Raw genomic sequence first — 26562 nt, 5'->3', positions numbered from 1 at the left:
AGGAGCAAGCTCCTCATCAAGTCCGCTCGACTTGCATGTATTAGGCACGCCGCCAGCGTTCGTCCTGAGCCAGGATCAAACTCTCCAATAAAGTGTTTGACTTGCTCATTTTGAAACTGACGAGAAATTTAATTCTCTATTTAATACTCACTCGTTGTTCAGTTTTCAAAGATCAACTTCGTTGATTTCGTCGCTAATTTGTTTCAGCAGCGACCTTTATAATATACCATGTTTGCCTCGTTTAAGTCAAGAACTTTTTTTCAAGTTTTTCGATCGTGTGATCGGCGACTTGTTTTATCAGCACCTTGTCTTTCAGGGGCGAGATCTAATTTATCACAGAATGAACTTAGCAGTCAACCACTTTTGCACAAAATTAAAATGGGAAATTATTGCACTCGGTTACACTCAAGCCCAGTACCGGATTTCGCGAGTCTCGCCCCATCTATCCCCCGTAAGAGACGTTGTTTGTTTAACCAGAGATCTGTAGACCAATTTCCTAATGACCATTGGCAGTTCTTCCTTAACATGAGCCATTTCAGGTAAAGCTATTAATTCCTGAATACTCCAGGCCTCTTTCCGGCTCCCTAAAGCTCTCAACAGCACGGAACAGCAATCCTCCATCCGGGACATGACAAAGAATTCGCAGGCGAGCAACACCAATTCAATTCGCTGTTCTAAAGTTTCCTTACTATCCGCAAGCTCGTCGAATAATTTATAAGCCACCGTATTTAACGAACGGAGCTGATCCCAAACACTGCTCTCCGGAACGATTCCTTGATCGATCAACTCAATGCGCGCATAATGCTTGAGCGTTTGCAGCACGGAGTAGTATGCGTCCATAAAGTCCTTTTCTTGGGCGTACTGCTTAGCCTCTACGTAAGTACGGAGGAACCCGGCAAACTCCTTCAGCTTCCGCCGCTCTCTCATACTGTCCCCGAAACCGGTCAGTTCGTTACGCAGTTTGGCCACCTCTCCACCCACATCCCAAATAACTTCTCCATGCAGGAAGCACTTTACGATTTCTCGGTTTTCACCGGCAACTACCCACTGTTTCAAATTTTCTTTTCCAATGTAACGCATTTGGTATTGAATGCTTCCGCTTATACAATGCTCTATCCTAAGGTCAGTAATGGCGGCTTCGTCGCAAATCACCAGCACAAGAAGCTCGAAGTCATGCAAAAGCGAACCGTTAAAAGAGTTTCCGGCATGACGGTAACCGACCGCTCCAATCGCCTGATGACTGCTCTTCTCTTTATTCGTAAATGAAAAAAAGGTTGGCTCCACGTTACCCTCCTGCCTTGGCGTATTTCTGCCAATTCGTTATAATATAGTTCTACGCTTCCATGAAGTTTCCTTCTTCCATTTTTCATAGAATAAATTTTAGAATTGAGGTATATCCGACATGTTCTTCAAATCCAGTAAAATCAATGAGTTTCGATTATGGGGCTTGCTGCTGACGATGGCAGGAATGGGTCTGATGGTACTCGGCACAGCGGGAATTGTCTTCTGGGGCCAATCCGGAAAAGTGGTAGCCGGAGTAGGACTGGTAATTGGACTCGTTGCGATGATGGCCAGTCTAGCGATCTATTTCTGGGCCGGCATGCTGTCGACCTCCGCCGTTCAGTTGGAGTGCCCCGAATGCCGCAAGCTGACAAAGATGCTGGGCAAAACGGACCGTTGCATGTTCTGCAAGACGATTTTGACGCTGGATCCAACGCATGCCACAATTACGGCCGAAGAAGTGGAAGAGCAGAATGCTGCAGCAAAAAGTTAAACCGAACCAAATCGTCCGGCGTTTCACGCCAAATAAAAAACGGAAGCACAAGTTCTCCTTGCGCTTCCGTTTTTTTGTTCATTTATTTAGAAATCTCCTTCAGTACTTCCCATGCCTGCTCGGAGGCAAATCCGCGCGTCCATGTGGCGACACCTGCTAAACCGAGACTCTGGGCCAGATCGACCCTGCGGGTCAGCGACTCAGCATCCTCCAGCCAAATCCGGTTCAGAGCGCCGTCCTCCTTATATTCCACGTAATTCTGGCCGGTTTCTTCCGAAAGCTTCGGACTGAGTTTCTTTTCTTTAATAATGTCCTGTGCTTTTTTCATGCCGATGGCCTTGGATTTAACTTCGACTTGTCCATCCTTCTCCGTTTCGGTCCACACCCGCGTGTATAACGGGATCCCAAGAATCAACTGGTCAGGGGATACATCATCCTCTTCCAAAATCCGGGTGACGGAAGACCGCACCCATGGCAGTGAAGCAACGGAACCTGAAACAGGGCTCGCAGCCCAGTGTTCGTCATAGGCCATCAAAATAATATAGTCGACGCTTTCACTAAGCGCCCTGCGGTCCAGGAAGGCCGACCACATTTCGCTGTTTGATTTCGGCGTTACGTCGATGGATACCACCAACCCGTATTCCATGGCAAGCGGTCTTAATTCCCTCATAAACTGGGTCAGATTCGGCCCGTCTTTTGTATGGACATTCTCATAATCGATATTGATGCCATCCAGATCATAGAGCTGAGCATAGTGAAGCATCTGCAAAATAGTAGTCATCCGATTTTCGAAGCTCGACAACGCCTCAGTGGTCAATTCGGGCTCGAAGCTGTTGCTGAACAATCCCCATACCTGCATCCCCTGCCCGTGCGCCCACTTAACGTAAGCAGGATCGGCCTTGCTTTTGACATTGCCTTTACCGTCTATCAAAGAAAACCAGGTCGGGCTGACCACGTTGACACCGGGGAGCTTTCCAATGGAGGAAGGCTTAGGCGCAACCTGATAAACTGCCTCCCAAGTCATATTAATCGCTTTGGAATGCCATTTCTCCTTCGCAGGCGATAGTACGGGCTCAAGCTCCGGAACAACTCTGTTCTCTCCCGCAACCGTATCCTTTTGTTTTACAAATCCCGTATATCCGTTATAAAGCTGGACATGATACCAATCGTCCACAGTATCCAAAATACGCAGCTTCGTTCCCGGCTTCATATCCTCCAGGATCGGAGAATGAATGCTGCCGTCTTCACGCAGTGGAACGGTAAAGTCTTTTTTTCGCGAAGATTCCCTTACGCTGGCATGTTCCAGACTTTCTCCCGGCTTCATAAGGATTACAGAGCCCGAACCCGCGTCTTCATGGATTTCCATACCATAAAGCTCTTCGAGCAGATGGGCCGGCAGATACAGGACTCCATCCTTTTCCTCCGGCGCAAACCGCAAACTCACCGGCTTATTGTTGATTTTCCCTGTCTTCTCATCCGTTTTTAGCAATACCAGTTTCTTCGGGGTCGTCAAAATCACCGTCTGACTGTCCTGCTCATAGCGAATGTTGGGGTCAACAACTGACTGTACTATCGGAAGCGGCAATTTTAGTCCGTCTCCCTGACCGATCGCCGTTCCGTCCAAAATCTCTCCCTTTATAAAAACAGGTTTATCATAAGTGCCCTTCCACTCGGGATCAATATGCTCGCGGTTCGGTAAATATTGCGAAGAAAACCAGTACGCTCCGGCAACAATAACAATCAGCGCGAGCCACCATTTGCCGCGGCCCTTGCGCCTGTGTCTAGCATGTACCTCTCTTCTACTCATCGACAGCCATACCTCTCTCCTTAAAAATAAAAACGTGAAGAATTCCCGAAGGAATCCCGCACGTTTCCCACAACCCGCAGGTCATTTAAAATTATTGATTACGGCAGGTTTCACAAACCCCGTGCAGCTCCAAACGGTGTCCATGGACCACAAAACCGGTCATTTCCTCCGCTTTACGCTCTACATCGGATAAGGAAGGATATGAGAAATCCTTGATCTTGCCGCACATCTCGCAAACGATATGATAATGATCCGATACATCGGCATCAAAACGGCTGGAATTATCGCCGTAAGTCAGCTCCCGGACCATATTCGCTTCAATCAGCATTTTGAGATTGTTATATACCGTAGCCACGCTCATATTTGGGAAACGGGGCTCCAAGGCCCGGTAAATTTCATCCGCGGTCGGGTGTCCCATCGACTCCAAGAGATACGTTAGAATGGCATGGCGCTGCGGCGTAATGCGTACACCGTTGTTTTTCAACTGATCAAGCGCATGCTGTACGCGAGTAGCCATTATGTCCACCGCCTTAAAAATACAGATTAGAATCCTTACAATTTTCATTGTACTTTTATCATATTTCTTTTGTCAACGAACGAACAACCTGTACAAGGCCGGATTATTTACAATTTGTATGAATTCAGCTTTTGGTCACAATTAGATTGCTGTTGCCGTCAACCTTGATCTGATATTCCCCGCTGCCCAGAACACCCTTAATCTCTTTATTTTCCACGATAAAAGGCAGATCGGTAACAATGTCGCCATAACCGCTGGAACCTTCAAGCTTATAATCTCCCATGTCGGGAAGCTCCAATTGCATCTCGCCCACCGCGCTGTATACGCTCCAATCCCCGCCGATTTGATCCGCGGAAATTTGAATTTTCCCGTTAAGCGATTCGGCTTGCAATGCGGCCGGCGCGCCGTCGACTTTAATATTACCGTTCTTGGTGCTCGTTTTGATGTCTCCTTGCGCATTAACCAGGGAAATATCGCCGACCATCGTGGATAGGGAAGCATTACCGCTGATTCCTTTGGCCTTCAGGTTGCCGCCTTGGGTATCCACATTGACGTCGCCAAAGATCCGGTATAATTCCGCATCCCCGTTTAAAGTCTTGGCGGATACGTCACCGACTACATCCCACATCCGCAGATTCCCGTTACCCGTCTGCAGCTTGATCTGTTTCAGCGCTTGCACGCCAGTCAGGGTAATTCCGCCGCTGGAAGTACTGATATCGATATCCAAGAACCGGTTTTCCGGCAACACAACGGTTAAATTGACACGAGGGTGTCGTTTGCCCGAGGCTCCATAGGTCCGATCTTTTACCGTAACGGCCAGCGCTTTGCCTACCGACGTATCAATGGAGGTCTCCTCGGCAACCGGCTCGGCCTCTTCCATCGGAATCTGGTCGACCCATACGGTAGCCCGTATAATCACGCCTTCGACCTCTGCACGTCTGACCTCGATATTACCGTTTACGCCGTCGATTTTAATCTGTTCGGTATCCAGATCGATCGGAACCTCCAGAGCGGGCTTCTCCACATGAAAACCTTCCTCGCTGCTGAAATCCGATCCGGCCGCCGCCAGATCCAGACTGACCCGATTCCACAAGTGTAAATATTGCTCCTGCTGGGTTACGGCAAAGACCGACAATCCGATGCATACCGACAGCAGCAACCCCCTTAGATCCACACGCATCCGCCGCTCAGGCCGCAATGTATGTCGTCGGTTCCAGATCAGCACAATAATATGCTCTACTCCGCCCGCCACCAGAATAATCGGCCACCACTTCGGCAACAGCCAAATCAGATCATGTCCCGAAACCCGGTCAATTAGCAGCAAGATCCCGATTGCGATAATCAATGCGGAAGCTGTAAAGCGTCCGGTCCGGATAATACGTCGACGGCTCTCCCGCCAGATCAGTATCGCTCCCGTCAGTATGAGAGCTCCCGATACGGTGTATCCAGCGGACCAATGTATAAATCCTTCGAGCCAAGGCGGCTTCTGGCGAAACAGGAAAATAACAGCCCCACCGCATATCAGCAGGATGCCGGCTAATACGCCTTTTCGTGCCCCGGTGCCCGTTTGGGTCCCGTTGGCGTCAAATGAGGGTTCCGCTTCTTCCCCGGACGCCGACCGTTTAATCTTCGCATTGATCACATCGGTAGATTGCAAGACATCATAAATGCTATAAAAATAGATTACAGGAATGAGCAGTCCTAATAATATCAAAAAAGGAACATTAATCCCGGATCGAACCGAAGAAAAATAAATTAGCGCAGAGGCATCCAGCAGGACGAAATAAATCAAAGCCGCGCCCTTCAAAAACATTTTCAGATAGAGATGGCCCAAGCCGGGGAAAACGGCTGCCAGCAGGCAAGCTATGAACTTACGCTTTCTCCTTCTTGGCCGGAAGCCTTTGGTCCGAGCTGCGAGCTGCAGGGCCCGTCTGCCCTGCAAATTCAGGGGTGTTTTCAGTTCCGCCATCTCCCTTCTCAGACTAGTAGAGTTTTTCACCATACTAGTAGATTTTTCAATAGTATAATAATACCCCATTATTGATTACTTCGTAATGGAATGAACTGGACTCCGGCTCCATCGTACAACGAATAAACAAAAACACACCTCATCTTAACCCTAAAGGTTAATCGAGGTGTGCCCGTTCTCTATGGCCGATGATAACGAAAAACCGTGAGGCCGGCGCCCGTGGATGAGGTGACACTCTCTCCGGGTAAGAAACCGAATTTCCGGTATAGGGAGACCGCCGGTACGTTAAGCGTTCCGGCGGTAACAACGAATGACCTGATATCGGGATGGTGATCGATCACATATTTCAGAAGCGAAGCCCCTATTCCCTGCCGCAAGTGATCCGGATGGATCATCAGCCGGCTAATCTCAAGGCAGGCCGGGGAGGCTGCCGGGGTTGTGACAATCGCCCCAAGCAGTTCCCCGTCCGCAGAAACCTCGCCGTAAAAATCCTCATCTACGCTGCTGCGCAGCGAATCGAATGTCTCAGGCAAAGGCGGGTATTCCTTCAAACCGATCGCAGCCGCCTCCAAACGGTAGGCTACATGCTGCAAACTCCACAACTGTTCCACCATATCATGGTTTTGTAGTGACAATCTTTCGATCATCCCTGTTTCCCCCTTGGGAAAACTTCTCCCATTTGTTTGAGATTAGTCCTTCAACACTTCAACCAACAGCTTGTTCGCAAGTCCCGGATTGGCTTTCCCTTTGCTCTGCTTCATAACCTGGCCGACCAGGAAGCCGATCGCCTTGTCTTTGCCTGCTTTATAATCCTGAACGGAGGCCGGGTTGTTCGCTACAACTTCCTTAACGATCGCCAAAATAGCACCCTCATCGCTAATTTGGACCAATCCCTGCTCCTCGACGATCTGCTGCGGAAGCTTCCCGCTTTGCAGCATTTCCTTGAAGACGGTCTTGGCAATCTTGGAACTGATTGTACCTTTTTCAATCAAGTTGATCATTTCGCCGAGGCCTTGTCCGGACAGCTTCACTTCCGCAAGCTCCAACCCGCTGCTGTTCAGATAACCGAGGAGGTCGCCCATAATCCAGTTGGATACGGCCTTCGCATCCTTGGTATAACCGAGGCTGCTTTCGAACAAATCAGCCAGCGGCTTGGAAGACGTAATTACGCCAGCATCATAGTCAGGAAGCCCATATTCCGAGGCGTACCGGGCTTTGCGCGCATCCGGCAATTCCGGAATAGACGCTCTGATCCGGTCCTTCCAATCTTGGTCGATATGGATCTTCACCAGATCGGGATCCGGGAAATAACGATAATCATGCGCTTCTTCTTTGCCGCGCATGGAGAACGTTTTGCCTTGGGCTTCGTCCCAACGGCGCGTTTCCTGAACGACCTGCCCGCCGTCGTCCAAAATCTCCGCCTGCCGGTATTGCTCATACTCCAATCCGCGCACTACGCCGCGGAAGGAGTTCATGTTCTTCAACTCGGCCCGGATACCGAATTCCTTCTGGCCCTGAGGACGAAGACTGATGTTAGCGTCACAGCGCATCGAGCCTTCTTCCATTTTCACGTCGGAAACATCGCAATACTGCATAATGGCCCGCAGCTTCTCAAGATAGGCCCGCGCCTCTTCCGGCGAAGAAAGATCCGGCTCGGACACGATTTCAACGAGAGGTGTTCCGACCCGATTGAAATCGACAAGGGAAGCATATCCGCCGTCGACATGTGTCAACTTGCCGGCGTCTTCCTCCAAATGCAAACGGGTAATTCCGATTCGCTTCGTCACGCCGTCGACTTCAATGTCGATATAGCCGTTCTCTCCGATGGGCTGATCAAACTGCGAGATTTGGTAAGCCTTCGGCGAATCGGGATAAAAGTAGTTTTTGCGGTCGAATTTGCTGACATCGCCGATTTCGCAATTCAGCGCCATGGCCGCCTTCATGGCGTAATCTACAGCCTGACGGTTAAGCACAGGCAGTACACCCGGATGTCCAAGACAAACCGGACAGGTATGACTGTTGGGAGGAGCGCCGAATTCCGTGGAACAGCCGCAGAAGATTTTCGTCTTCGTATGCAGCTCCACATGCACTTCCAACCCGATCACTGTTTCATATTTGGATGTTGACATGTTGACCCTCCTATATATGACTCATTACAACGCCGGGCGTTGTTTGTGATGGTCCGTTTGAGCTTCAAACGCATGAGCTACACGAAGCACGCTACTCTCGTCGAACGCCTTGCCGATGATTTGCAAGCCGACCGGAAGTCCGTCCGCGAATCCGCAAGGAACGCTGATAGCCGGAACCCCTGCCAGGCTGACCGGAATCGTCAGAATATCGTTGAGATACATCGTCAGCGGATCATCAACCTGCGATCCCAATTGGAAAGCGTTCGTCGGCGCTGTAGGTCCGATAATGACGTCATATTTTTCGAATGTCTGGTCAAAATCGCGCTTAATCAGCGTACGAACCTTCTGAGCTTTTAAATAATACGCGTCATAATAACCGGAGCTAAGCGCGTACGTTCCCAGCATGATCCGGCGCTTCACTTCCGGGCCAAAGCCTTGGCTCCGTGATTCAAGATACAGGTCCAGCAGGTTGCCCGCATGGTCCGAGCGCACGCCGTAACGAACGCCGTCAAAACGCGACAAGTTAGAGGAAGCTTCCGAAGAAGCAAGCAGATAATAAGCCGCGACCGCATATTCCGTATGCGGCAAGGACACTTCTTCCCAGACAGCCCCCATGCCCTCAAGCACCTTCAGAGCTTCCATTACGGAAGCCTTCACTTGCGGATCGACGCCTTCCAGGTATTCCTTCGGCACCGCGATCCGCAGGCCTTTGATGTCCCCTGTTAAAGCTGCCAAATAATCCGGCACATCGACATTCGCAGACGTAGAGTCCTTATGATCATGGCCAGCGATTGCCTGCAGCACATAGGCGGAATCTTCGACGTTTTTCGTAATCGGTCCGATCTGATCCAACGAGGAAGCAAAGGCTACCAGACCGTAACGGGATACCAGACCGTAAGTCGGCTTCAAGCCTACGACGCCGCAATAGGAGGCCGGCTGACGGATGGAACCGCCCGTGTCGGAGCCCAGCGTAAAGTAGGCTTCTCCCGCGGCAACTGCTGCGGCCGAACCTCCGCTGGATCCGCCGGGAACGCGGTTTAAATCCCAAGGATTGCGCACCGGATGGAAACTGGAGTTTTCATTGGAGCCCCCCATGGCGAATTCATCCATGTTCAGTTTGCCGATCGTCACGGCCTCCGCCTGCTTAAGCTTCGCTACCGCCGTCGCATCGTAAATGGGATCATAATTGCTTAAGAACTGGCTTGCGCACGTCGTCCGCAGCCCCTCGGTCACCATATTGTCCTTGATGCCCACCGGAAGGCCGAACAGCAAGCCGCGCGCCTCCCCTCCGGCCAGTTTATTGTCGAGTCTCGCCGCTTCCGCGCGAGCCCCTTCCTCATTCAGTGTCAAATAGGCGCCGACACGCTCATCCCGTTCCGAGATTTTGGCGAACGCCTCGCCGACTAAATCGGTGACAGACAACTCTTTCTTGCTGAGCCGATTATGTATTTCCTGCAATCGCAAATCAAACAGCGTCACAACCGCGTCCTCCTTTCAAATTGTGCAAAGTAATGATATTCCTCATTTATTCCAGTACAGCCGGCACTTTGAATTGTCCGTCCTCTTCATCCGGCGCATTCCGGAATACTTTCTCCTGCGGGAGACTCTCATGCACTACATCCTCGCGCATCACATTGCTGATATGCAGCACATGCGTCGTCGGCTCCACACCTTCCGTATCCAGCTCATTCAATTTCTCGGCATATTGTAAAATAGCGTTCAACTGCTCCGTGAACATTTCCCGCTCTTCGTCAGTCAAGTTCAACCGGGCCAGCTTGGCCACATGCTCGACGTCCTTCACCTGAATGCTCATTTTGCCCTTTCCTCCTTCGTTTCCCCTGAGGGACTTAACTTGTCCATTCTAACATGTCGATTCGGATGAATAAAATTATATTGTAGAATGGGATGGAGTTCAATCCATTAACGCGAAACAAGACGAAAGCTGCCGGATTCTACCTAGCCTCGCCCGTCTTGAAACAGCAAAAGGCCGCCGAATGAAATCGGCAGCCTTTTGCTTTGGGGTTAAGCTTAAGTTGTAGTATGTTCCGCATCATACTCGTCGGAGAGCTTCTTCAGCGAGTTGATTTTACCATGGGGGTGCTGCTCCTGCTTGCGGGCCTTCCAAGCTGCTTCTTTTCTGCGCTTTTGCTGGCTCATTTAAGGTAGCCTCCTCTGGAATTAACGTCATGTACTACAGTTATTAGATTGTTGATTATCGTAACGATTCATTCGCAGCAGCAAAAAAAAGAACCGGCATCGCCGGCTCTTTATATCCACGCTCGCAAGTTCACCTGCTTGATGAACTCCGCCTGAGACATTACTTCCTTTGTTGGTTCCTTCTGTTCGTCCGCATCATTCTCTTCGCCATTCAACACATGCAGAAACAGCTTTTCGTTGTGCGTTGCCAGAGCGTAATCGATGAGTGCCTCCTGAGTGGTCCGCTCCGCCTCATACTCCAGGAGCAATTCCTCGGATTCCACATCGCTCGAAGGGACGTAATAATTACGTCCTGTCTTTGGAGCACGGATCACGTAATCAAACGCATTATCCGGATTACGGTCGTAAGCAATAACGTACCCATATTCCCCAACAGGAAGATTCTGCTCAAAGGCATCTCCGACGATTACGACTCTTTCTCCCAATTGCAGCATCGTCTACCTCCCTGATTAATTCAATAAGTTATTTTACTATCCTACTAAAAAAATCAGAGATGGGCAACATCAGGTTGATAGAGTTATTCCACCTTTATCCGCTTTACATCTTCCCCCATGGATGACAGTAAAGTTTCCATCGTGGCCCCTGCCCTAAATTTCACGGTAAGCGTAAGGACGATCTCCTCTTCCTGGCGGTCCGCCTCAAAGACAAGCACGGAAACACGATGCTCTTCCAAACGTTTCAGAATGCGTTCGATGGCACCTTGCTCCCTTTCCAGTACGATGACGATCTGTTCGGTTTTAGGGGAGGTCAGCCAGCTGATTCGGCCATGCAAAACGATCTGCCCCAGAAAAATCAGCAGCGTAACCCCGATGCCTATAAAATACAACCCGGCTCCGATGGCCATCCCGATTCCCGCCGTTGCCCAGATGCCCGCGGCCGTGGTCAAGCCTTTGATCGTATGCTTTTGCATAAATATCATGCCCGCGCCCAGAAAACTGACTCCACTAACCACCCCGGCCGCGATTCTTGACGGATCCAGAGACAGGTTGTCCCAGCCGATCTGATCCTGAAAGCCGTATTTGGAAATGATGATCATCAACGCGGCGCCAACCGCAACGACATAGTGGGTTCTTACGCCCGCTTCCTTCATCCTGTTCTTTCGTTCCAAACCGATAATCACGCCGCATACGCCCGCAATGAGGATTCTCAATAACAGTTCATATTCCATTTCCAAGCCCCCGATCAATCAAGAATAGCGATATTACTATCTTAACAAAACCGGGGAAAGGAATGAAATCAAGCGTTCAATCCGAAACGCCCTGCCGACGTAGACTCCAGGAAGATGCAGAGATAAACAAAACAGATAACAGCAGCGTAACCGCAACCGGTACGACAGAGTTCTCCGTGGCCTGCGGCTCGGCCAGATGTCCGGCGGCTACCGTCAATAAATGCGCAGGACTCCAAGCCAGCCAAGTTGGAACGAGACCATGTGCCACCGACAGAAGCCCTATCACCAGCAGAGACACTACCGCAGCCGCACTGCCTCGAAGCAACGTGCTGCATAGAAGCGTGAGCGATACAGCGAATGAAAACCAGATCACGTACAGCCCGCCCGCCGCCAAAGCCTCCCGCCAAGGCACGGTCCCCTGTAACAGCGAAGTATAATACCAGGCCGATCCGTAGCTGAGAACAAATGAAATCACGACCAGACTGAAATACCCCGCCCATTTGGCGATAATAAACTGGGCTGATTTGACCGGACGAACCAAAACCAATGCCGCCGTTCCTCCGTAAAGTTCACCCGCCACCAAGTTCATCCCGGCTATGACGATCAACAATAACCCGATCAGGCTGTATTGACTGAGTACTTGAATCATCACTTCAGACGGTCCCGGAACAGGAAAACTGTCCACCAGTTCGGCGGGAATCTGTCCTGACATCTGAAGCAGCTCGGGCAGATAATAAGAGCTCAACGGTTGCGTCACTCCCAGTAGCACAAAGACGACCGGAATCCACAAGAGCTTGTAATTGCGCAGCATCTCCAACATTTCCTTGCGGTATATCAGTAAGGTTACCTTCATGAGCTGACCACCTTCATAAACATTTCTTCCAGGGAAGTCGCTCCGGCTTCGAAGCGAAGCAGCGGCATGACCTGATTTCCGGCTTCCTGGAGAATGACTTCCCGTGCGGTTCCCATATCCGAAACGGTAAGTAAAGCTGTGTCTCCCCGCAGCTCCAGCTCTTTGACAAAGCTCCTCTGCCGAAATGATTGCAGCCAGGCGAGCGCTCGTCCTTCCGGATCTCTCTCCACTTGAATTGTCAGCAATGGCTGCCGGTACTTGGATGACAGCTCGCTAATATTACCCTGCTCAACGATTTCCCCGTTTCTGAGCATAATAATCCGGTCGCAAACCTCCTCGGCGTCGTGAAGCACATGTGTCGATAACAGGATCGTCGTCTCTTGCCGCAGCTGCTGCAGCAAATCCATCACTTCACGCCGGCCCAACGGATCAAGGGCGGATACCGGTTCATCCAACAGCAACAGCCGGGGACGGTGCACCAAGGCCTGAGCCAAACCAAGCCTCTGCTTCATTCCCCCGGAATAGCCTGAAATACGCCGCCTTGCCGCGTCTTTAAGCCCTACCTTTTCCAGAATCATGTCCGCTTCAGCCGAGGCCTGCTTTCCGTTCATTCCACTCAGCCCCGCTGCATAAACCACATACTCTTTGCCCGTCATCCAGCCGTAAAAAGAAGGATGCTGCGGCAAATAACCGATTTGATTGCGCGAAGCGATCTCCGAAGTTCCCTTTCCGTCGATCGCTACACTCCCCGAAGTAGGGGACAGCAGCCCCGCTAGCATACGAAGCGTCGTCGTTTTGCCCGCTCCGTTCGGACCGAGCAATGCGGTACAGCCGCCTTCCTCCAGTTCAAATGAGATCCCCATCACTGCCGTGCGGGAACCGAATTTCTTGATTAATTGAGTAACACTTAGTCTGCTCATCCCCGTTCCCTCCGGCCTACAGCAAAGTAGACAATGCTTCCGATGATATTTCCAAAGAGAATGATGATAACCCAGACCCATTTAGGACCTCTCACCGACTCGGGTTCCGCTTTGGCCAAGGAGATTAAGCCGATCAACGCAAGAATCAACTGTAAAATAACGACGGGTAAAATGAGACCCCATTGAATTTGAATATCCATTCTTTTTCCTCATTTCTTATGCAAAGTGCGATTCAGATCCTCAAACCGGCGGCTTGCCGCCTTTTTTCGTTCTGCGGTACTCCGGTAACACCACGACGAGCAAATATACCAGCAAAGGAGTTGGGATATTGAACAAACCCCAGATCCCCCAAAACCATGCCGACACGCCTTTTCCACGCTTACGGGCGTTTCGGAACAACCACATCCCTTGCGCAAGCACCAGCATAGCCAACAAAATCCATATCCCCAAAGGCAGTTGTTCAGCTTTCATACCGTCTTCCCTTCCGCGAATAAACGGTTACCGCAATTACGCCGGCGGCCACGGCCAACCCCAGTCCTTGAATAATCGCATAGACATAGGGGTAACTGTATACAAACAAGCATCCGCCTATCACGGTCAGTGCAATCAGCAAGAAGAGAAGGTCTTCTCTTTTTCTCGCCCGCTTCTTTTCCATCCATACCCCTTGAATTCTTTGTTCCCATGCTGCGGGCGGAAGATCCATGCTCGGCGGAACCAACTTGTCCATCCGGCTCCATTCTCCGGATAACTCCTGAATAAGCCGCTCTTCGAACTCGTCGTCGATTTCGTTACTTTTCATGCCGTCCGGCCTCCTTCCTTAATTCGGTCAATCCGGTGGATACCCGGGATTTAGCGGTACCGGCAGGTATGCCTAATAGAGTCCCGATTTCATCATAGGTGTATCCGTAATAATGCTTGAGCAAGATAGCGATCCGTTGATCGGCCGGTAAACGGGACATGAGATCCAGCAGATCGGTCCAATCTTCTTGCTGATTCTCATAATTCCAGCGCAGTCTTCTGGCGCTCTCCTCCTGTTTCATCCAGCTGTTCTCCCGTTTTTTTCGACGGGTCTTGTCGATAAACAGGCGGGTAGCGATCGTAATCAGCCAAGAGGAGAATGAAGATGATCCATCGTAGCGTTCTATGTTTTCCATGCACCGTATCATCGTATCCTGAGCCAGGTCCTCCGCCATCTTCGGGTCCATCGATATTTTGACCAAATATTTAAATACAAAAGAATAATGCTCATGAATCAGCGATGCGAGGGCTGCGGAATCTCCTCTTTGAGCTTGTTGAATCAGCGCCCTTTCCCTTTCCTGTGACATTTCACACCCCTTTTGCTTCCGTTAAACATATGTAATACGACTGAGACTAGGAAATCGTTCAGAGCAAAATAAAAATAATAAAAAAAGACCGCCCTGATCGGCGATCTCCTTCATTCTATTGACCTCGACATAAAAAAGAACGCAAACCGGGATGATTCCGCAGCTTGCGTGCTTCGCAAAGGTTACAAATATTTAATGACTTGATTTTAGCAAAGTGAAGCGTTGTTGTCCAGCATTTTTGCACTTTTTGTGCAAAAATTTGTTGTAAAAGCACTTTATACGTCAGGATAGCGTCAGGATAGCGTCAGGACACGTAAGGATTGTTCGCTTTTTCGTAGCCGATGGTCGTTTTAGGGCCGTGGCCCGGATACACTTTCGTATCGTCCGGGAACCGGAAAAGCGTTCCTCTGATCGAATTATACAGGTCCACCTCACGGCCGCCGGGAAGATCGGTACGCCCGACGCCCATTTTGAACAAGCAATCGCCCGAGAACAGATCACTGCCGCACAGAAAACTCACGCCGCCCGGTGAATGACCCGGCGTATGATAAACCGTGAATTCATGGCCGATCAGGGAGAGCTTCTGTCCCTGAGCCAAGTCGAATTCGGCGGGATCCGTGACGACCGGTCCCGTTACGTCAGGCCACATTAGTGAGCCGTTCAATTTCGGCGTCGTCAGCCACTCGCTTTCCAACGGATGAAGATAGACGGGACAGCCCTTCAGCTTGCGGATTTCATCCACGCTTCCGATATGATCGAAGTGGGCATGGGTCAGCAAAATCGCTTCGATCTCCAGTCCCTCAATCTTACGAAGCAGCGGTCCCGGATTCGACCCCGGATCTATAATCACAGCACGGTTCTCATCTTCCCCCCGCAGCAGGTAAGCATTGGTCTGAAGCGGTCCAAGGGAGAAACTCTCTATCTTTAGCATGGCGTCCTACATTCCGGAGATCAGTGTGCGAAGTTCGGTAACTACCGATTTCTTTACCCCGGCTCCTTCCTCATATTTTTCAGCCATCCGTTTCCGGACGATTCCGATTTTTTCTTCGTAATCCGAGGCTTCACGATCCGGATTGTCTTGTTTGAATTCAACCATCAATGCCTGTACATGCGCAGGACGCGGACCCCATTGACCCAGCACATGCCCGCCCGTATCCGCGAAAATGATGATCGGAACGGAACGGCCGCCCATCGTCAAAAAGTGATCCATCAGATCCTGATGATCTTCCAGAATCAGCACTTCCGTCTTTAAACCCGATACTTCAAGCGCCCGAAAAACGACCGGCACGCTGCGCACGACATCGCCGCACCAATCGGCGGCCAGAATCAGAACGCGAATATCATCGCGGAAATTCAAGCTTTCGAAAAATTCGCGGTCCTCTTCACTTACCCAAGCAAAGTTCTCATATCCTTGCGAGAAAGCCTCCTTGTTCCGCTCCATCCCCTCCATAAATTGACGGGGAGTTATTCCTTTACCGAATTTGTAAGCTACATTTACGCTCATTTAGGCATCTCCTTTCTTTCTGGAAGAACCAAACCATTTCACCAGCACGTACACAATCAACAAGGCCAGGGCGACAAGAAGAATCGGCATAATATACGGGCCTGCCTTTTCATCGATATGCTCCCAGTTCTCGCCGAGCAGCATGCCCAAGTATACGAAAAGTATGGACCAGGGAATGACCGCTAACGTGGTCAACATCAGGAATTTACCCACCGGCATTTTGGCCATCCCTGCGGGTATAGAGATCGCATGTCTGGCAACCGGGATGAACCGGGCCGTAAAAATTACGCCGGGGCCGTATTTCAGGAACCATGCCTCGGAAACATCGATATGCTTTTTTTGAATCAAAATATATTTACCGAACCGCTCCAATATAGGCCGTCCGCCATATCTTCCGATCCAGTAAATAAACAGCTGGGCAATCACCCCGCCGACGACGCCGAAGAACACGGCGCCCACAAAATTGATATGTCCCCCATGAACGAGATATCCTCCGTAAGCAAGCACGATCTCACTCGGAATGACCTCGATCATAAGACCGAGCATAATGCCGAAATACCCCAATTGCTGAATCCACTCGAATAATGTTGCAACTACACTAGAAATCCACTCCACCGCGAAGTCCTCTCTCCCTAAACGTATTAAGCATATTAAGCACGTTCAAAAACCTCTATTCTCCAGTCTATTCTATCATAGCCGGGGACATGCATTCTACTTTGGATAGAGTGACTGGTGTCCCGCCTTGCGCCCTGAGCATATGTTGGGAGAAAGGAGGCAGTCACATGAATAACAAGCCCGGAAAGCACGCTTCTCCGCTCCCTACGCCGCGTAAAATCCGCCGCGGATGCAGCAAAGAGCTGTATCGGACAGTTAAGCGGCTCGGTGTGTACATCCCCGAGGAACGAATCCGAGAAGGAGAAGAGCTCTATTACAAAAAAGTGATCGGCAATCTTATGTGGATTGCTGAACACACCAGCAACCGAAAGGTGCTCGCCGACTGGTGGGATGAAGCTGTCAGCGCCGAGCTGGCCGATCTATGGCAGGTTGACCGCGAAACGCTCTCCCGCGCTTTCCGAAGCGCATTCGGCGGATAAAAGATAGCGGAAGTACTGAGGGTACAATCAGGGAACAGACGGCTGGGCCGCCCGGCAATGATCGGTTAGTCCATACCAAGCGGGTTGCCGATGAAGCGATGGCCGAATTCAAGCTTCGATGCCGGGCAGGTCTATACCGCTTCTAAATCAAACCTCTTAAAAGCGATCCGAAAGGCTCTCCGCTGGCTCTGGAAAATATGAACTTGGAACGCCCCCACGCGCCTCCAGCAATATCCCCAGGGAAATCGCCTCACGGGTTAGGCGGAAATCACGGTCATCGCGGCCCTCCCTAGCTCGTTCGGCCAGCAGGACATAGCTGCGGTAAGCCTTTATGCCTTCGGCTGCGGCCTGGCGGGACTGTTCCGTCCTGCCGTCCGCGTCCAGCCTGTCAACCAGCAGGCTGATTCCCCGCAGCGCAGCCGTCTGCACGGCACGGCTGTACCGGTCCATTTCCGCGGCCCGGCGGAGATGAGCCAGAGCCGCGGGGTCGCCCTGCTTCGCGAGGGCCAAACCGAGCGCAAGCTCCAAGCCGGGATGGCCTCGTTCATAGGCCATCCCGCGGCGAAGCACTTCGGCCGCCTCGGCCGGAGGCAAGACGGCAGCCAGGGCCAGGCGGGCTTGCGCCCGCGCAGGAGCCAAGGCGACAGCCCGCTCCAGCAGCCGGACCGCCTCGGCCGGACGGGTGGCTTCGGAGGCTGACGCAACCAGGCGCTGCATGCGCAGGCTTTCCGCTTGACGCAGTCCGCTGATGCCGCCGGCCAGCAGAACCAGCGCTAGGAAGGCCATCATCACCGCACGGAGGCTGGCCTTGGCGGCATGCGAACGGACAAGGTCGAGGGCGGGGACAAGCCCTGGACGATTGGATCGGAATAGCTTGGAATCACGCGAAGGCCGCTCCGGCGAACTGTTCGCCCTCCATGCCGCCAGCCATAAGATCAGCAGCCAAAAGAACCCGTAGCTCATATCAAAATCAATGGCGCTATGCAGCAAAAGCACGCATAGGGCCGGCAGCAGGTGCCGGTTCGACCGGTATACTGCGGCGGCGATGACGCCTAGCCAGCAGAGCATAACCGCAAGGCCGACTAGGCCCAGATCCAGCGCGAAATCGAGGTAGCCGCTGTGCACTTCGCTGCCCACGTAAGGGCGGCTCTGGATGCTGCGGAACATCGTCCGCCAGACATCCCCTCCTTGCCCGAACCAGGGGGCTTCGCGCAGCATCCGCAGGGCGTCGGCGTACAGCTCGCCGCGCGCGAACAGCGTGGCGGCGCGGGTGAGCCGCCACGGCAGGCCGCCGGCAGCCGCCAGCACGGCGCCGGCCGCAAGCGCCGCGGCGCCCAGCAGCGCTGCGGCCAAGTGGCGCCGGAGCCGCCGATGCCGTGGCACGGCGCGGCGGTGGCCCGCGCGCTGCCCGCGGGCGCGCCCCGGCGTCGCGGCGCGTGCCGCCAGCCCGGACAGCGCGATCGCGGCCGCCAGTACGGCGGCCAGCGACAGCAGTCCGGGCAGCGCCGGCGGCGCCAGCTGCGCGGCGGCGAGCTGGCCGGCGAGCAGCGCGCCCGCTCCGGCGGCTACGCCGGACTGCAGCGCATAGCGCAGCCGTTCACGGCCGCGCAGCAGCAGGCAGCCCGCCGCCCAACCGGCGGCTGCGGCGGCCAGCGCGCCGCGCGATTCCGACAGCAGCAGGCAAAGGGCGAAGACCGGCGCCAAGACGCCGGTCCAGTAACCCCGCCAGCCTGCTGCCCGTGTAAAGGCCGCGCCGGGCAAGCGGGCCAAGGCGGTCAGCCGCTCCAGCATCGCGGCAGCCATGACAGCACCGAACGTGTTCGGGTACTGTAATAGACCGCCCAGCCTGGCCCCCGCCGCCGCCAGTTCGCGATCTTCCGTGCGCAGGATCGCGCCAGGTAGCGGCAGCCCCCCGTAGACGGCGGCCAGCGCGGTAACGGCAAGTCCACCGGTAAGGAGCAGCCAGCCTCTCTCCATAAAACGCCCCCGCCCTGTTCGTGTACCGGAGCTTTTCAGCGCGATCCCAAAGCAACCATAAAACAGCCAGCATAGAACCGACATCATTGTCGCCTGATAAGACACCGGATCATTCAACAATCGGACAGAGTAAAGCAAAGCGATCACAAAAGGACCGGATACCAGCCCTAATTCCCAGATTAAATTCCTTTCCCTCGTTGGAAATGGTAATGGAGACGGCAAAGGCGACGATACTGGCAGCGACTCCTTGTATCCAAGCGTTCCGGAGATCCTATATCCTGTTGCTGCCCCTGCCGCTATTGCTCCTGCTATAAGCCAAAGTGAAACCAGTAGAAGTATGTGGATGGAATCAACAAAGAACATTCCGCCGGTAACGCAAACAACGATAGACGTAATCAAAATAGCCGCAGGCAGCGATATCGTTCCGAGCTTTGAAAAGATTACTCCCCGCATTTACTCCACTCCGTTCACAGCGCTTTTTTTAATTCTCATCCAGCCCGTTATTCGTTCTCCCCTGACGTGCAAATCCGCTAACGTTAAAACTTATTAATTCTATAACCAAAAAAGGCCAACACTCAAAGTGTTGACCTGATTCATTGGACGCAAACCGCAAACCGATCCCGGAAAAGACTTCTCATCTTCTCCCATCGTCTTGACCGGGATGAGACATATTCTTTTTTACAGCTGGCCCGTCCGGCCTGCTTCAGACGCTGCAGGAGTCGCAGTCGCTATCTCAGCTACTGGAAGCAAATCCTTGCAGGCTTTTTCCAAATAAGGCTCAGCTTTTAGAAAATCCCGGAATTCCGTATATTCGCGCCTTAACCGGTCCGTATCGGTAGTTTTGGCTTTTACCGCACGGATTAAAATATTTTTTGGAGTATGTTCCATGTCTATAAATTCAAGCAATTGTGTTTTGTAGCCCATAATATCGAGCAGCTTCGCCCGAATGGCATCCGTCGCCAACGCGGAAAAGCGCTCCTTAAGAATTCCGTGCGACAAAAGCGGATCCAGCACCGGGCTATTAATCTGTCCGAACAATTCGTGCTGGCAGCACGGTACGGACAAGATGACGGAAGCCCCCCAACGGACGGCCTTCTCCAACGCGGCATCGGTCGCCGTATCGCACGCGTGCAGCGTCACGACCATATCGACCTGGTTCAGTTCGTCATAATCCGCGATGTCCCCGACAAGGAACCGTAAATTTTGATAATTCAGGTCTTTCGCCAGCATTCCGCAGTGTTCGATAACATCCGCTTTCAGGTCGAGTCCGACCACTTTCAACTCTTTTCGCAGTTCTACTGACAAATAATGATACAGCGCGAACGTCAAATAGGACTTGCCGCAGCCGAAATCCACGATGGTAAGAGGCCGTCCCTCCGGCAAATGAGGGAGCACATCCTGAACCATCTCGAGAAATCGATTAATCTGCCTGAACTTGTCGTATTTTTTTGCCAGCACTTTGCCCTCGGAATTCATAATGCCCAGCTCGATCAAAAAAGGAACAGGCTTGCCCTCTTGCAGAATGTACTGCTTAGCCCGGTTATGCGTGAGGACGCCCGGTTTTTTGGTCGGCGATTTCGTTAAAATCGACACTTTATATTTCTTGCTGATCAGAACTTGATAATCCGCTTCGGCGGTGCATATCAACCCCTGTCGGAATGTCTCTTCGAACAGCTTCATCAACCCGTCTTCCAGCGAATCAGCCGGGATGTTCTCATGAACAACCTTGTTGCTGGAATGGTTGGCAAACTGGTAGTGCAGCGCCCCCTTCAGCAAGACCGGCTTAATGACGGTTTTAGTGTATCCGTCCTCTCCCGCTTTCCGGCGCTGGCTTAATGTAGCGGAGATCAGTCCGCCTTGTTCCGATATTTGGTGAATGAGATTACGTAATCCTTCCATAATTCTGTCCGCTCGCTTTCATGTCGAATATAAAAAGGCAGCGGCTTCTTTCCTGTTAGAAGCCTGCACGCCAAGTCCTTAGTGCATCTTAATTCTCTTCGTGAGCCGCCGCCATCCAGGACTGCAGCCCCTCCCGAACTTCTTGCTCGGGCAATCCGCCCTGTTCCAGTCTTTCCCGGTCAATTAACAGCAAGCGCTCATAAAAAGCGATACCTTCTTCTATAGTCGCGACTCCATCCTGAAACAAGCGGTAGAGAGCATTTTCCGCCTGATCATATCTTCCTTCGCTTTCTTCATAAGAGAGCAGCAACCGTTCCGTGTCCGGAGGAAGCCGGTAGCCTTGAAGCCGGGTCAGCAATTCGCGGACTTCCCCGTCCAAATTCCATAGGGTACGGTCTGTCCCATGTTGTCCCGCGGCTAAATATAAATGCAATGCCTTCATCAGGCGGAAAATGGATTCATCCGATTGTCCCGTTTGACTATAAATCTCTCCCTCTTCCTTCACCAGGCGGGCCAGGCTTTGCAATTTATCCGCCTCCACGGTCCCTCCGGTTCGCATCAGCTCCACTATATCCTTTGCTCCAAGGGATCCTATAAGACGCGAATTCAGCCGGAATTGCTTTTTATATAGCTCATCAAGCTCCCACAAAGCTTCGATCCATTTCTTCTGCTGCTTCAGATCAAATACTTTGCCGATGATTTCGGTCATTTCTTCGATCATGCGGACTAAGTAATCTTTTCTCAGCATCCGGCCCCACCCTTCCTTAAGAGGTAGTTCAAAAAGTCATCTTTTGATCACGTAGTGTATCCAGCGGTTTATTCGACGTCGAATCTTGCGTTCATCCTCGAAGTCCGGCACTCATGTAGGTTTTGCCTACACTCCGTTCCTCCTTCTTCGGGTTCTCGCAACCTTCTCGGTGCTGAAAAGCCGACTTTTTGAACTTTCAATTTATGAGGTTGTTCAAGAGGTTGTACTGTAATGGATCATCAGAATCAAATTGTAAGCCATTTTTATCTCAATTTCCAGCAAAGGCGGTTCCGCGGCAAGCCAACTCCACTTTGAATTCCTGCTATTAACATTAAGAAAAACGTCTAACGGCGTCCTTTTACCTATTTGGGATCAACCATAAGGGCTTACGGACATAAGAGGCCTTAACTAGCTGTTTTTTTCAGCCTAAGCATTCTAAAGGACACAGGAGACCTTATTCACGCGAATATGTCCATTCTCTTCGAATTTCCGCACGAATAAGGGCTCTGGTGTCCTTTAGGATAGTTAATCCCCGTTTTTGGGAGGTTTAACGGCTCTCATGTCCGCTAGGATAGGAAGCAACTTTACTTTACGCCAGAAATCGAAACGCGAGACTATGCCGCCATCGGCCAATACAGCCAATACAGCCAATACAGCCAATACAGCCAGTGCAGCCAGTGCAGCCAGTGCAGCCACTGTAGCTGTAGCCTGCGTAGTCTACTCAGTCGGCTAAGTCTGCTCAATCAGCTCAGACAGCTCAGTAAATGCAAAAAACCGGAGTTCTATGAACTCCGGTAGCTCTTTACTTGATGGGAAACTTAGGATGGTGCGGATTCGGAAATCCCGTGCAAAAAGTCGCTGATCACGGATGACAGTTGTTCAGGAGCTTCATACATGCTCATGTGACCGGCACCCTTGATAACGGCCTTGGTTACGGAATCCCCTTCGGTCGTGAACGCCCGCTGCAGCGGAATGACCGAATCATTCTCTCCAGCGACCAACAGCACCGGCAGGACGGTTGCCGACAGGACATCCCTGCGGTCAATCCGTTCGCGCATGGCCATCGCCGCTCCCGACGCTCCTTGCGGCGGCGTTTTGTAACCGATCTCCTTGACCCGGTTCACTTCGGAAGACAAGGTATCACGCAAATCCGGTGCGAACAAGCCAGGAACCAGCCCATCAACGAATGCGGTAATCCCCTCACTTGCGATGGTCGCAATCGCTTGAAGCCGTTTCTCTTTCGCTTCTTCACTATCCGGGTATGCGGTGGAATGGATCAGACCGAATCCATTTAGACGTTCACTGTATCGTTGAAGCAAAGATAATGCGACATAACCACCCATCGAATGACCAAGCAGGGTGTAGCGCTCGATACCGAGCGTTTCCAATAACCGGGCCACATCGTCAGCCATCTGCTCGATGGTGTAAGATCCCATAGGCGCATCCGATGAACCGTGCCCCCGGAGATCCGGTGCAATGATTCTGCAAGAGGAAGCCAGAAGAGGCATAACCCGCTCCCAGTATGCGGAACTTCCGCAGAAACCATGGAGCAGCACGACCGTTTCTCCTTGTCCCTGTTCTTCATAAGCCATTGTGAATCCGTCAATCGTAACTTTCTCCATAACGCTTCCCTCTTTCCTTCAATGATAAGATGGACTGATCCATTTTAATAGTACCTCTTATCTGTTCTGATTCTATTTATTTAAGCCAAATTACTGCCCTCTGAAACCTTGAACGATAGAATCCGCCAAAACGCCCGCCATCTCCATGACTTGATGAAGCGAAGTCATTTGCAGGGTCCAATACGGCTTGGGCCCGTTTACGTTTACGACCGCTGCCACGCTATAATGGCCTACCGCCGGTAAGACGGTGCCGACCGATTGGGCGGGAATGAGCGGAAGTCCGGATACCAGGTAATTTCCGACGGAGGAAGCGGACCCCAGACAAGCATCGATCGCCACGATGATATGTTCTTCCGGAATGACCGACATGCGCATTTCCAGATTAGCCGCGTCGCAAGGAAATTTCAGAGTTCCGATTACACTCGTAAATCCCTGCTCTTCGAGACGGGTGCCGACGAGCGGGCCGAGGGCGTCCCCGGTGGAGCGATCCGTGCCTATGCATAGAAAGGTAATTTCCTGGCCCGGATGCCTGGTCCTGATTCCGCGAAAAAAACCGGCAAGCTCGTTGCCGGCCACTTTTTTCCTTTTAAAACCTTCAACCGATAATACGCTGCTTTCATCCACCGACAACCGTCCCCCTCTCTGTTCCAAGGTACCCTGATTGTACCGCAAACCGCCCCGTCACCGCAAAACATAGTGTGCGTTCTCCGCCCCTAACATGGTACAATGTCCGGGACACGTAATGAGAAAGGATGAACACAATGGACTTAACGCAAAAGAACCAGCAAAACGTGGAATATATGATTGAAGCCATTAAAACGAAGCTGAAAATGGCGACCGGAGCCGCCATGAACGCTTCTGCCTTTCATGTAGACCAATATGACGATATTCTGGATATATACGAGCTTGTCACAAGCAAAGAACGTCTCAGCATCTCTGAAGTCGAAGCCCTGGCCCAAGAGCTTGGAAAGCTGCGCAATAAATAAGGAACGGAAGTCCGTCAAGGTAAATCGATAATCATGACCTCAGACGGCTCTTCTCCTGTTTTACGGAAGCTCAGGGCCTCTTCGCGCTGAATTCGGGCCGCATCGCCTGGCCCCAGGGTAAACCGCTGTTTTCCGCAACTCAACTCGACATGTCCTGAGATCACGAACAGATGCTGCCTGCGATTCCGGGTCGGAACGGAGATTTCCCTGTCGTCCTGTAGGACCGGGATATATACATCTACGTCCTGATGGATCTTTAAGGGGCCATTGCCTCCCCTCCCGGTCACGACCGGCTCCATGCTTCCCACCCGCGACTCACGGGGAATCAGCAGGTCCTCTCTGGTCGGAGGCAAGCTTCTGCGTTCGGGAAGGAACCACAATTGAAGGTAACGGACCGGCTCCAACTCCGAGGAGTTATACTCTTCATGACTAATACCGGTCCCCGCACTCAGCACCTGAAGGCTGCCCTCTTTTAAAATCCGGGCTTGGCCTGAATCATCGCCATGACCCAATTCACCCGATATTACATAGGTTAAAATCTCCAAATCATGGTGCGGATGGGCATTCATTTTCTTGCCGGGCGCCAATGTATGATCATTCAATACCAGCAGACAGCCGAAATGGGCATTGCCGGGATCGTCATAATCGGCAAAGGAAAAGCTGAACTCGCTTTGGACAGGACCTTGTTTCACTGTATGGCGCTCTTCCGATGTAACCACCTTAATCATCCTAATCCTCCTCGCTCTCTATAAAAACCTTCATGGATTTGCTATTTTTTACCCTCTTCCCAAATTCATTAATCAATTCAATACGACCCACTATTTGTTTCACGCCTAGCAGTATCGTTTAATTACGAAGTAAGAAAAGCAAGCTTCAAGGCAGCTTTTAATTGGTTTAACAATACAATTCTATATAAAAAGGAGCGATCGATCATGAATAAAGCAGAAACGGAATATCCAGTACAAAGCGGTGGAACGTTTACGAAAGGTTTAGTCATCGGAGCATTGCTCGGGGCAGCAGCAGCACTGTTATATGCACCTAAGCCGGGCCGGGAGTTGCGCAGCGATCTGTCGGATAAAATTGGCGTCGCTACGGACAAATCGAAAGAACTCGCCTCCGTTGCTTGCGAGAAGGGTTCTGAACTGGCTAAGAACGTTGTTTCCAAAACAACGGATTTGGCAAAAACCGTAAGTACCAGTGCCGGTAATATCATGTCCAGCGTCAAAGAAGCCTCTGCCGACGTGTCCGAAGACATCAAGGAAGAAGCTAAGGGCGTAGCCAAAGAAACCGAGGATACTTCCAAAGACTTGATGAAAGACGTGACAAATACCAAGGATGAAACGAAACGCGAATTCGGGTCCTCCCTGAATTCCTAATCTCCTGGGGCTGTCCCCTGAATCGCCAGCTCGGGCAGCTGGCGATTTCTATTTTCATCCCACAAAATCACGGCAGGGAGGTGGCCAAATGGCTCGCATGAATCCATATGATACCAAGGAGCATCCGTTTGAACTCAGGCATGAAGTGAAGCGTTTGAACGGCAGGCTGGACAACATTGCCGATATGCTGGAGAAAGCGGATTTCAAGGATATCCTGGAAAACTATACGAACCCGAAAAAACGGATACTCACCAATTTTATGGCCGGTCTTTCGCGCGGTTTGGGGCTCAGTGTGGGAACCTTCGTGATTCTCGGTTTGCTTGGCTGGGTGCTAAGCCTGTTCGTCGACCTTCCGATGGTAGGCGACTACATTAAGAATCTCCAGGACTACATTAAATCCAAACCGTAACGGGAGAATAAGGATAACCACTTACTAAGGAGTGATTCCTATGGCATCTAAAAAAGCGGAGGAAGAGCAGCAGGAGTATGTAGAGAAGCAAATTCGCGAAGCCCGGGAAGGCGAATATCCCGAGCATAAGAGTATTTCCGTCGCGGAGAACGGCTCCATGGTCAACGATATGGAGGATCTGAAGCAGCTCGGCGAGGATATGGAGGAAATGTCCACAAATAGCGAGGACCATGAGCAAGGGATCGTTGCGGATCCCGAGCAATAAACT

The 26562-nt window shown here is 51.6% G+C and carries 34 protein-coding genes, 1 rRNA gene and 1 pseudogene; 7 read left to right on the top strand and 29 right to left on the bottom strand.

Annotated elements, in window-relative coordinates:
* Together KB559_RS24670 and KB559_RS24665 are read right to left on the bottom strand one after the other, a co-directional pair.
* Positions 1-91: ribosomal RNA gene (locus KB559_RS24670) — 16S ribosomal RNA — on the bottom strand; the annotation flags it as partial.
* A 314-nt stretch (positions 92-405) separates the two neighbouring features.
* Positions 406-1284, bottom strand: coding sequence for a nucleotidyltransferase-like protein (locus KB559_RS24665; protein WP_211026127.1), 879 nt, complete (start codon positions 1282-1284; stop codon positions 406-408).
* 118 nt (positions 1285-1402) lie between these two features.
* Here KB559_RS24665 and KB559_RS24660 point away from each other — a divergent pair, with 118 nt between their 5' ends.
* Positions 1403-1774, top strand: coding sequence for a YgzB family protein (locus KB559_RS24660; protein ID WP_211026125.1), 372 nt, complete (start codon positions 1403-1405; stop codon positions 1772-1774).
* A gap of 82 nt (positions 1775-1856) precedes the next feature.
* Here the strand turns inward: KB559_RS24660 and KB559_RS24655 are convergent, their stop codons facing one another.
* The 19 genes from KB559_RS24655 to uptA form a co-directional block, all read right to left on the bottom strand.
* Entirely contained in the window at positions 1857-3581 is a 1725-nt protein-coding gene (locus KB559_RS24655) for a glycosyl hydrolase family 18 protein (RefSeq protein ID WP_211026123.1), read from the bottom strand.
* A 91-nt stretch (positions 3582-3672) separates the two neighbouring features.
* A complete protein-coding gene (locus tag KB559_RS24650) occupies positions 3673-4098 on the bottom strand; it encodes a Fur family transcriptional regulator (RefSeq protein ID WP_211026121.1) in 426 nt (141 codons plus the stop codon).
* 124 nt (positions 4099-4222) lie between these two features.
* Positions 4223-6067 (bottom strand): DUF4097 family beta strand repeat-containing protein, encoded by a 1845-nt coding sequence (locus KB559_RS24645; protein ID WP_211026119.1) that lies wholly within the window; start codon positions 6065-6067, stop codon positions 4223-4225.
* Positions 6068-6246: 179 nt separating this feature from the next.
* A complete protein-coding gene (locus KB559_RS24640; protein WP_211026117.1) occupies positions 6247-6714 on the bottom strand; it encodes a GNAT family N-acetyltransferase in 468 nt (155 codons plus the stop codon).
* A gap of 42 nt (positions 6715-6756) precedes the next feature.
* Positions 6757-8196 carry an Asp-tRNA(Asn)/Glu-tRNA(Gln) amidotransferase subunit GatB gene (gene gatB, locus KB559_RS24635; protein WP_211026115.1) on the bottom strand — a complete coding sequence of 480 codons (1440 nt, stop codon included), beginning with the start codon at positions 8194-8196 and terminating at the stop codon, positions 6757-6759.
* A gap of 24 nt (positions 8197-8220) precedes the next feature.
* A complete protein-coding gene (gene gatA, locus KB559_RS24630; RefSeq protein ID WP_211026113.1) occupies positions 8221-9675 on the bottom strand; it encodes an Asp-tRNA(Asn)/Glu-tRNA(Gln) amidotransferase subunit GatA in 1455 nt (484 codons plus the stop codon).
* A gap of 46 nt (positions 9676-9721) precedes the next feature.
* On the bottom strand, positions 9722-10009 hold the full coding sequence (gene gatC / locus KB559_RS24625) for an Asp-tRNA(Asn)/Glu-tRNA(Gln) amidotransferase subunit GatC (RefSeq protein WP_211026111.1): 288 nt from the start codon (positions 10007-10009) through the stop codon (positions 9722-9724).
* A gap of 215 nt (positions 10010-10224) precedes the next feature.
* Positions 10225-10353 (bottom strand): DUF6254 family protein, encoded by a 129-nt coding sequence (locus KB559_RS25320; RefSeq protein WP_244861613.1) that lies wholly within the window; start codon positions 10351-10353, stop codon positions 10225-10227.
* 110 nt (positions 10354-10463) lie between these two features.
* Positions 10464-10847 (bottom strand): ATPase, encoded by a 384-nt coding sequence (locus KB559_RS24620; protein WP_211026109.1) that lies wholly within the window; start codon positions 10845-10847, stop codon positions 10464-10466.
* 83 nt (positions 10848-10930) lie between these two features.
* A complete protein-coding gene (locus KB559_RS24615) occupies positions 10931-11581 on the bottom strand; it encodes an MgtC/SapB family protein (RefSeq protein WP_211026107.1) in 651 nt (216 codons plus the stop codon).
* A gap of 76 nt (positions 11582-11657) precedes the next feature.
* The gene (locus KB559_RS24610; RefSeq protein ID WP_211026105.1) at positions 11658-12434 is read right to left on the bottom strand and encodes an ABC transporter permease; all 777 of its coding nucleotides are present in this window, start codon (positions 12432-12434) and stop codon (positions 11658-11660) included.
* Positions 12431-13354 carry an ABC transporter ATP-binding protein gene (locus tag KB559_RS24605; RefSeq protein WP_211026103.1) on the bottom strand — a complete coding sequence of 308 codons (924 nt, stop codon included), beginning with the start codon at positions 13352-13354 and terminating at the stop codon, positions 12431-12433. The genes KB559_RS24610 and KB559_RS24605 overlap by 4 nt, the downstream gene beginning before the upstream one ends.
* Positions 13351-13554, bottom strand: coding sequence for a PLDc N-terminal domain-containing protein (locus KB559_RS24600; protein ID WP_247682072.1), 204 nt, complete (start codon positions 13552-13554; stop codon positions 13351-13353). Before KB559_RS24600 ends, KB559_RS24605 begins: the two co-directional genes overlap by 4 nt.
* A gap of 40 nt (positions 13555-13594) precedes the next feature.
* Complete coding sequence (locus KB559_RS24595; RefSeq protein WP_211026101.1) at positions 13595-13825, bottom strand: hypothetical protein; 231 nt, start codon at positions 13823-13825, stop codon at positions 13595-13597.
* A complete protein-coding gene (locus tag KB559_RS24590) occupies positions 13815-14153 on the bottom strand; it encodes a YxlC family protein (protein WP_211026099.1) in 339 nt (112 codons plus the stop codon). Before KB559_RS24590 ends, KB559_RS24595 begins: the two co-directional genes overlap by 11 nt.
* Positions 14143-14679 carry an RNA polymerase sigma factor SigY gene (sigY, locus tag KB559_RS24585; protein ID WP_211026096.1) on the bottom strand — a complete coding sequence of 179 codons (537 nt, stop codon included), beginning with the start codon at positions 14677-14679 and terminating at the stop codon, positions 14143-14145. Before sigY ends, KB559_RS24590 begins: the two co-directional genes overlap by 11 nt.
* 304 nt (positions 14680-14983) lie before the next feature.
* Entirely contained in the window at positions 14984-15610 is a 627-nt protein-coding gene (locus tag KB559_RS24580; protein ID WP_211026094.1) for an MBL fold metallo-hydrolase, read from the bottom strand.
* 6 nt (positions 15611-15616) lie between these two features.
* Positions 15617-16183, bottom strand: a complete 567-nt coding sequence (locus KB559_RS24575; protein ID WP_211026092.1) for a thioredoxin family protein — start codon at positions 16181-16183, stop codon at positions 15617-15619.
* Positions 16184-16798, bottom strand: a complete 615-nt coding sequence (uptA, locus tag KB559_RS24570) for an undecaprenyl phosphate transporter UptA (RefSeq protein WP_211026090.1) — start codon at positions 16796-16798, stop codon at positions 16184-16186.
* 167 nt (positions 16799-16965) lie between these two features.
* Between uptA and KB559_RS24565 the strand changes: the two genes are divergently transcribed.
* Positions 16966-17277, top strand: coding sequence for a dehydrogenase (locus tag KB559_RS24565; protein WP_211026088.1), 312 nt, complete (start codon positions 16966-16968; stop codon positions 17275-17277).
* A gap of 156 nt (positions 17278-17433) precedes the next feature.
* Here KB559_RS24565 and KB559_RS25315 read toward each other — a convergent pair whose 3' ends face one another.
* From KB559_RS25315 to KB559_RS24545, 5 genes and pseudogenes are all read right to left on the bottom strand, one after another.
* Positions 17434-18402, bottom strand: coding sequence for a hypothetical protein (locus KB559_RS25315; RefSeq protein ID WP_247682071.1), 969 nt, complete (start codon positions 18400-18402; stop codon positions 17434-17436).
* A pseudogene (locus KB559_RS25620) lies at positions 18403-18981 on the bottom strand (O-antigen ligase family protein); the annotation flags it as partial. It lies immediately after the preceding gene.
* Positions 18875-19327, bottom strand: a complete 453-nt coding sequence (locus KB559_RS24555) for a hypothetical protein (protein ID WP_211026084.1) — start codon at positions 19325-19327, stop codon at positions 18875-18877. The gene KB559_RS24555 and the pseudogene KB559_RS25620, both read right to left, overlap by 107 nt.
* Before the next feature lie 605 nt (positions 19328-19932).
* Positions 19933-21153 carry a class I SAM-dependent methyltransferase gene (locus KB559_RS24550; RefSeq protein WP_211026082.1) on the bottom strand — a complete coding sequence of 407 codons (1221 nt, stop codon included), beginning with the start codon at positions 21151-21153 and terminating at the stop codon, positions 19933-19935.
* 88 nt (positions 21154-21241) lie between these two features.
* Positions 21242-21901 (bottom strand): DUF6483 family protein, encoded by a 660-nt coding sequence (locus tag KB559_RS24545; RefSeq protein WP_211026080.1) that lies wholly within the window; start codon positions 21899-21901, stop codon positions 21242-21244.
* 559 nt (positions 21902-22460) lie between these two features.
* On the opposite strand from KB559_RS24545, the gene KB559_RS24540 reads away from it, so the two are divergent.
* A complete protein-coding gene (locus tag KB559_RS24540; protein ID WP_211026077.1) occupies positions 22461-22634 on the top strand; it encodes a hypothetical protein in 174 nt (57 codons plus the stop codon).
* Between the two features lie 85 nt (positions 22635-22719).
* Here the strand turns inward: KB559_RS24540 and KB559_RS24535 are convergent, their stop codons facing one another.
* Both KB559_RS24535 and yyaC read right to left on the bottom strand, forming a co-directional pair.
* Complete coding sequence (locus KB559_RS24535) at positions 22720-23523, bottom strand: alpha/beta fold hydrolase (RefSeq protein ID WP_211026075.1); 804 nt, start codon at positions 23521-23523, stop codon at positions 22720-22722.
* Between the two features lie 90 nt (positions 23524-23613).
* On the bottom strand, positions 23614-24153 hold the full coding sequence (gene yyaC, locus KB559_RS24530) for a spore protease YyaC (protein ID WP_481856481.1): 540 nt from the start codon (positions 24151-24153) through the stop codon (positions 23614-23616).
* A gap of 131 nt (positions 24154-24284) precedes the next feature.
* On the opposite strand from yyaC, the gene KB559_RS24525 reads away from it, so the two are divergent.
* Positions 24285-24509, top strand: coding sequence for a DUF1128 domain-containing protein (locus KB559_RS24525; RefSeq protein ID WP_211026071.1), 225 nt, complete (start codon positions 24285-24287; stop codon positions 24507-24509).
* A gap of 14 nt (positions 24510-24523) precedes the next feature.
* Here KB559_RS24525 and KB559_RS24520 read toward each other — a convergent pair whose 3' ends face one another.
* Positions 24524-25237, bottom strand: a complete 714-nt coding sequence (locus KB559_RS24520; RefSeq protein WP_211026069.1) for a pirin family protein — start codon at positions 25235-25237, stop codon at positions 24524-24526.
* Between the two features lie 204 nt (positions 25238-25441).
* Between KB559_RS24520 and KB559_RS24515 the strand changes: the two genes are divergently transcribed.
* The 3 genes from KB559_RS24515 (at position 25442) to KB559_RS24505 (ending at position 26559) form a co-directional block, all read left to right on the top strand.
* Positions 25442-25885, top strand: coding sequence for a YtxH domain-containing protein (locus tag KB559_RS24515; protein ID WP_211026066.1), 444 nt, complete (start codon positions 25442-25444; stop codon positions 25883-25885).
* Positions 25886-25973: 88 nt separating this feature from the next.
* A complete protein-coding gene (locus KB559_RS24510) occupies positions 25974-26294 on the top strand; it encodes a DUF5665 domain-containing protein (RefSeq protein ID WP_247682070.1) in 321 nt (106 codons plus the stop codon).
* A 40-nt stretch (positions 26295-26334) separates the two neighbouring features.
* Entirely contained in the window at positions 26335-26559 is a 225-nt protein-coding gene (locus tag KB559_RS24505; protein ID WP_211026064.1) for a hypothetical protein, read from the top strand.
* The last annotated feature ends 3 nt before the right edge of the window (positions 26560-26562 follow it).

It is taken from the genome of Paenibacillus sp. Marseille-P2973 (assembly GCF_018101095.1).
In the GTDB taxonomy this organism is placed as follows: domain Bacteria; phylum Bacillota; class Bacilli; order Paenibacillales; family Paenibacillaceae; genus Fontibacillus; species Fontibacillus vini.
Note: the sequence above shows the minus strand (reverse complement) of the source record. Positions and strands in the feature narration are given on the sequence as shown.